General features: G+C 53.5%; 6 protein-coding genes. 2 read left to right on the top strand and 4 right to left on the bottom strand.

Translation table 11 applies throughout. The annotated features are described in order from the left end of the window. From ACRESD_RS21635 to ACRESD_RS21625, 3 genes are all read right to left on the bottom strand, one after another. Positions 1-569 (bottom strand): fimbrial protein (locus ACRESD_RS21635; RefSeq protein ID WP_431752770.1); only part of this gene is annotated, 569 nt, incomplete at its 3' end. Between the two features lie 225 nt (positions 570-794). After that, the gene (locus tag ACRESD_RS21630) at positions 795-1,841 is read right to left on the bottom strand and encodes a fimbrial protein (protein WP_431752769.1); all 1,047 of its coding nucleotides are present in this window, start codon (positions 1,839-1,841) and stop codon (positions 795-797) included. Between the two features lie 276 nt (positions 1,842-2,117). Further along, positions 2,118-2,327, bottom strand: coding sequence for a hypothetical protein (locus tag ACRESD_RS21625; protein ID WP_431752768.1), 210 nt, complete (start codon positions 2,325-2,327; stop codon positions 2,118-2,120). Positions 2,328-2,807: 480 nt separating this feature from the next. On the opposite strand from ACRESD_RS21625, the gene ACRESD_RS21620 reads away from it, so the two are divergent. After that, a complete protein-coding gene (locus tag ACRESD_RS21620) occupies positions 2,808-3,620 on the top strand; it encodes a class I SAM-dependent methyltransferase (protein WP_431752767.1) in 813 nt (270 codons plus the stop codon). A 133-nt stretch (positions 3,621-3,753) separates the two neighbouring features. Here the strand turns inward: ACRESD_RS21620 and ACRESD_RS21615 are convergent, their stop codons facing one another. Next, positions 3,754-4,134 (bottom strand): TIGR03067 domain-containing protein, encoded by a 381-nt coding sequence (locus tag ACRESD_RS21615; protein WP_431752766.1) that lies wholly within the window; start codon positions 4,132-4,134, stop codon positions 3,754-3,756. 339 nt (positions 4,135-4,473) lie between these two features. On the opposite strand from ACRESD_RS21615, the gene ACRESD_RS21610 reads away from it, so the two are divergent. After that, positions 4,474-5,805: a Wzz/FepE/Etk N-terminal domain-containing protein gene (locus ACRESD_RS21610; RefSeq protein WP_431752765.1), complete on the top strand. Its 1,332-nt coding sequence runs from the start codon at positions 4,474-4,476 to the stop codon at positions 5,803-5,805. The last annotated feature ends 106 nt before the right edge of the window (positions 5,806-5,911 follow it).

The raw sequence follows: 5,911 nt of genomic DNA, 5'->3' as shown, positions 1-5,911 counted from the left end.
GTGCCAGTGGAGATATAGTTGGCGGTGAAACGCAGTGGTTGGGTCAGATCCAGGTACGGCGAGGACTCCAGACCCATTTGCAAGTCTTTGCCGGCGGCATCTTTGATTTGCACTGCAACGTTGGTCGCAACACCCGTTTCTGGTGTCAGGCCAATCCACTGGCCATTGGCTCCGGCGCTACCACTCAGGGACAAGAACTTGACCACGGCTTTTTTGCCAGCAACGCTGCAACCTGGGGCATTGGTATCAATTGTCAGGGTGAAAGCGCCGCCACCTGCCACTTGGCCAGCGGTGGCAAGGGAAGTAACCGGTACGGTACCCAAAGTCACGTCGCCGGCACCCGCAGAACCATTCAGGTCGGCTACCACTACTGGGCAGGTGTTGTCAGTGACGCTACCGGTGAAGTTGATTTCGCCATCTGCAGCGATGGCTGCTTGCGAAGCGCCAGCCAGAAGCAGAGCTAGAGGTAAACCTTTGAGAGCAAAACTTTTCATGATCACATCCACTTTAATGAAAGAGCGCTTGTTAGCCGTCTCTGGGCCTTCAGGCGTGTTGACGTGGCAGCCCATCTGGGGGTGTCGCGTTTCGTCTGGGTTAATTATCGGGAGAGCGATCAAAGTTGGCTGTAGGAAAGGTCTCTTTGTTTGTAGGAAATTTCCTAAGCTTTTTTAAGCTGGTATCAGTGCTAAAAGTACCTTGCAAACAACAACGCCACAGAACTGGCAAGCCGCATGAAAATACGGCTGCGAAGTCTATGGCGTTGAGATGGTGCAGTTAGTTTGACTACAACCTATTCACCGATAAGTGACTGAAAAACTTGCGTATCCGTTTGCTGAACCCGGCATGGGCGTTGGCCCGTCGCTGGTCTGAATATACCGCGCTCTAAGGGGGACTGTAGTGGTGCCATCTACGATGCGGTTTAGCCGTACAGGTAGCCCCAAATTCATAGGTGTACCGTCATCACGCAACACTTGGATCGCCACACCTTGTGCGGTTGAGTCGCTTGAAAGACTGAGGATGCCATTGGCCGCATCAATTATGTTTGACGTCTTATTTCCATCGAGCTGGATATTGGCGTAGTTACCGTTGAAGTAGCCGTTGGCATTTCCTGGGTAGTTACTACCCGCAATGCAAGAGTTGAGCGTGATGGCGAATGGCTGAGCTGGAGTAGTGGAATTTTTACCGTTAAAAACGCGCTTCTCCCAAGTACCCATCGGCACATTGATCTGATTTCCCGGCGCCACCGGCATAGAGCAGCCAGCTACGGTAACTGTTGCAGTGAAGGTCAAATCGAAAATACGACCACGGTCAGAGTCGCCTGCGGCGACTACTTGATTTATCGTGTGCGTGCCTGGAGCGATGTCTCCAGTTTTTATCAATGCGTAGCGAACCATTGCACTTGGCATACCTGCAACTGCAGTGTTGATATTCAGGGTCAGAGTGAAGGGCATAAAGCGGCTTCGGTTGTCTGGGGGAACTTGCCACTGGGTAGCAAAGCCTGTCATGTACATAGTTAAGCCAACCCCCGGTACGTTAGTTTGCAACACTGAGTTAGCAGGCACGTTAAGCGAATCTACTGGTATATTGCTTGCCAATGGACCGATCAGGGTCGTGCTGTAGGATGCGGTCAGACCACACACTAATCTGTCGCCAAATGCTAACTCGCGTATCGGGCTGAAGTTGTTAAGCGTCGTGCCAATCGGCACGTCTCGCGGCGCAAAAACTGTACCTGCAGCTAGGGTCAGTTGCTTGGGTGCCCAGTTACTTCCGCTCCAAGTACAAGCGGCCCTCACCGGCGTTGCTGACAAGGTGAAAGTTGCACCCAGCACAAAAGAAATCACGCCGGCACGCCTTATGGCTCTTGATCTGAATTTCATAATTGAAGTCCTAATCGAAGCGACCTTCAGCATGCCTGCCGTCAGCCTAATCGTTGATAGAGGTCTAGCGTACTGGCTAGATACCATCAGGATTATCCGAAATCAGCGCTACCAAGGCTGTAGCTTTCGCCTGATCAGTTTGTAGGAAATTTCCCTGTGTTAGGGGTCGTACCAACTGGCAAGCGCTTTGACGCACACTGAATCGTCCGGAGTTTCGTAGGTATCTCTTTGCCTCAAACTTCACTCGGGCGACATGAGAACTGCCAGAGTCAGTTTGATGAATTCCTCGTTGCGGTCGATTGTGTCCAGCGCCCCACGTACATTCTCGGCCACATCGGCAGAGCCTCGCTGCTCCACCCAGTTTGACAACTCCATGATGGAGGCTTCGAGGGCCAGTTGGTTTTCGTAGAGTTTTGAAAGCAGGGTGGGGAACAGGTCTGAATTTGGCATCGTTGTTTCTCCGTGGAGTAAACAGCGTAGTACCGGATGTGCTTCTGGGGTGGTGGTGTTCGGTCGGCAGGACGCCGGGGAGGGTGTTATGCAGTTCCGGCATGGGCTGGAATTTCCCCGTTGGGACCACTTCTGGGACCAACGGGTGCATTTCGGTGCGTTACGGGTGCTTACTCATGACGATTTGGCCCAATAAACACTGATCAGCGCTAATCACAAGACAGCATTCCATACCGCATGGTGATGTTAGCTGTGGAGATCAATTACTTTACCTATCAATGGGTTGCGAGCTTGGCGGCTGGAGCCTTCAGGCATGCGTCAACAGCGACATCAAGGCGCGAAACCCGGTCGCTGAGCAGAAAATTGGGGATGTGTGTTGGAATTTGGCGCGCATTGTCGCATATGTCAGGCGACAGTTGTATTGCACGCGAAAACTGGCTTATTTTCCGAACCCCGCCGCACTGACTATCTGGAGCCGCAATGGACATGCCCTCGGCCGAACAGGCCATTACCAGTAATAGGCACGCCTGGGATGAGTCCGCCAGCCTGCACAAAGACACGGCCACTTGGAAGGCGACGCTGGAAGCCGTCGTTCGCCCTGACTTTTCCTGCCTTGACCCGACGATTACCACGCTGCTGCAAGATGTCGGCGTCGCCGGCAAGGATGTGGTGCAACTGTGCTGCAACAATGGACGCGAGAGTCTGTCCTTGTTCGGTTTGGGCGCGCGCTCCGTGGTGGGTGTCGATCAATCCCAGGCGTTTCTCCAGCAAGCCCGAGAGCTCGGTGATGCTTCGCCCCATTGCCCGCAGTTCATTGAGAGCGACATCCATCATCTGCCTGAGCATCTGATGGGGCAGTTTGATGTGGCCCTTGTGACCATTGGCGTATTGGGCTGGATGCCGGATGTGGCGTTGTTCATGCGTCATGTCGCCAGTACGCTAAAGCCCGGCGGTGTTCTGGTGATGTACGAAACCCATCCGTTCCTTGAAGTATTCGACCCCCTGGCACCCAACCCAATGCTGCCGGCCAGCTCGTATTTCCAGCGCGATCCCTTTGTGTTGCAAGAGTCCATTGTCTACGAGGGGCAAGGCACCGTTGACGGCCCGACTTCGTATTGGTTTGTGCATACGCTGGGGAGCGTGGTGAGCGGGGCGATTGCGGCGCAACTGCAGATTGGCCATTTGCAGGAGTACCCGCATTCCAATCGTGAAGAACTGTATGACCAGTACGAACACCAGCACGCGCAATTGCCACTGTGTTTCACCCTGACTGCGACCAAGCTTCCTGCTTGATCAGGTTTCCCGCGGACAAAAAAAGCCCGCGAGAGGCGGGCTAAGGGATTCACTGGAGTAGGTACGCTTAACGTATCGCTCGGAAAGTGAAGGCCGTGTGAAAAGGCTGTCGAGTATTCGGATATGCACTCATTCAACGGCGCCGCACAAACGTGCGCATGGTTTGCCCCGGACCGGTACTGAACACCGTCGGCTTGGGCATACCCTCATCAGCAGCGATAAATACAAAATGATCCCCGTCGAGTTGGTAGCTGGCGGGTAGCTGCTTGCCCGCATCATCGCCAATCGAGTCGACCCAGGTAATGCTTTTGGGCGTGGTGCGTGTGTCCAGGGAAAACCGGCCAGCCAGCAAAATAGTGCCATCGACTGTCGTCACTTCGAACCTGTCCCCGGTAATAGTGGTAATGGCGCCTGGCGCGCTATGGGCGTCAGGCGGATTGAGCACGCCATTGTCTTCAAGTGCGGTCTGCTCCCAAGCACCTTGGAGGGCGTGGTAGTCGGAAATAGATGACATGCAAAATCCCTTTTTCTGAATGTTGACGGGGCTATTTGTATCGGGTGCGAAGCTTTAAGCAGACAGTGAATGGAGATTTTTCTTTAAAAGACAGCGATTTGACAGCTTTTTCATGTTGTATTGACTACGCTCCTACCTACCGTAGTCCTATATGAATGTCGTAATCGCGATTTACCGACATAAATACGAAATAATCTCCACCTAAGTAGGATCTTTCATCAGACTGAGTGGTCAGACTGCCATTGGTCCGTCGTATGCAGGGCGTTGTCCCTGATTTTTTGAAGTCATGGGGCTTCGAAAGGTGATGGCCTTTTAGTATTATTTTAAGGTGTTCTTATTTTGAATCGTACTTCCCAGCTTCCGCCTGCTGTCGCTCCCGATGAAATCGATCTGTTTGAATTGTTCCATGGCATTTGGCGGCAAAAAAAGCTGATAGTCGGTTGTACGGCCCTGGTGGGGATTCTCGGTGTGGGCTATGCCTTCCTGGCGCCCAAGACGTATGAAGTCAGCAGCGTGCTGCGGCCTGCGGCAATCAACGAGTTGGATGCATTGAACCGCTCCGAGGTCTACAAGCTGCCACCGGCCGACGCCTTGGTGAAGGTCGGGGCTCAGTTGGACTCGTACGAAGCCCGCCTGGGTTTTTTCAAGGAACACGAGGAGTTGTTCAAGGCTTTCAAGAAACCAGGGCAGAGCCTGGAGCAGAGCTTTGAGGATTTCAATCGGAACTCGGTCAACCTGATCCTGCCGGACCCCAAGAAGTCAGACTCGCTGAGCAACTATATTCGCCTGGAGTTGCAGTACCCGTCGGACGTTGATGGTGTCGCGATCCTCAACGGCTTTGTGGATTACGCAATCGCCGCCGAGCGTGAACAAGTCGGTGCCGACCTCAAGGTGATCGTCAATAACCGCTTGACCGAGCTCAAGGGCAAAATCGACGCGGCCCGAGCCAACTACGATACCGAAAAGGAATCCAAGATCGCCAAGCTGCTTGAGTCTGATCGACTCAAGCGTGCGCAATTGCAAGATGAACTTGGCGCCTTGCGTTTGCAGATGAAAATGGAGCGCACCAATCGCCTGGCCGAACTGGCCGAAGCGATCTCCATTGCCAAGTCCATGGGGATCAAGACACCTACCACGCCATCGTCCATGGCCGACGCCACCCGCACGGGTTCGAGCCAGGTGATGCGCACGGAGGTCAACAATCAGAAGATTCCGCTGTACTTCCTGGGGACCGAGGCCTTGGAAGCAGAGCGTTCCGCATTGCAACAGCGGACCAATGATGATTTCACCAACCCCCGTATTGCTGAAATCGGCAAGGAAATTCAGTTGCTTGAGTCGAACCGGGAAGTTGAGATCCTGAAAAAACGTGGGAATGAAGATATTTTCCTGAAGGATGTCGAACCGCTTCGAGCTGAAGTCGCACGGTTGCGCAGCCTTAACATCGATATGAGCAACCTCAAGCTGGTCACCGTTGACCGCCGTGCCCAGGAGCCTCTGGCACCGGTCAAACCGAAGAAAGCCTTGGTCATTGCATTGGGCCTCGTAGGTGGTTTGCTACTGGGGCTGATGATCGCGTTGATCCGGCACCTCGTGCTCACTCGTCAAAGCACCGTTGTTTATTCGGCATTGCAAGACGGCAGTCTTTCCAGCCGCGAGCGCAAAGACGATTAATTCTTGACGTAAAGTCCCCCTCAGTGAGCAGGCGCAGCAGCCTGCCCACTGCCCCCCAGCACATTCAGTGGACAGCTTTTCACAATTCTTAGTTAACCTTTGGTTA

The organism is Pseudomonas sp. (genome assembly GCF_050739995.1).
Lineage (GTDB): Bacteria > Pseudomonadota > Gammaproteobacteria > Pseudomonadales > Pseudomonadaceae > Aquipseudomonas.
This window is presented reverse-complemented; position numbering and strand designations above follow the sequence as displayed.

Bases quoted from the DNA above. Each gene is read 5' to 3' on its own strand.
- ACRESD_RS21615 (WP_431752766.1), bottom strand. From the start codon at position 4,134: ATGTCATCTATTTCCGACTACCACGCCCTCCAAGGTGCTTGGGAGCAG.
- ACRESD_RS21625 (WP_431752768.1), bottom strand. From the start codon at position 2,327: ATGCCAAATTCAGACCTGTTCCCCACCCTGCTTTCAAAACTCTACGAA.
- ACRESD_RS21620 (WP_431752767.1), top strand. From the start codon at position 2,808: ATGGACATGCCCTCGGCCGAACAGGCCATTACCAGTAATAGGCACGCC.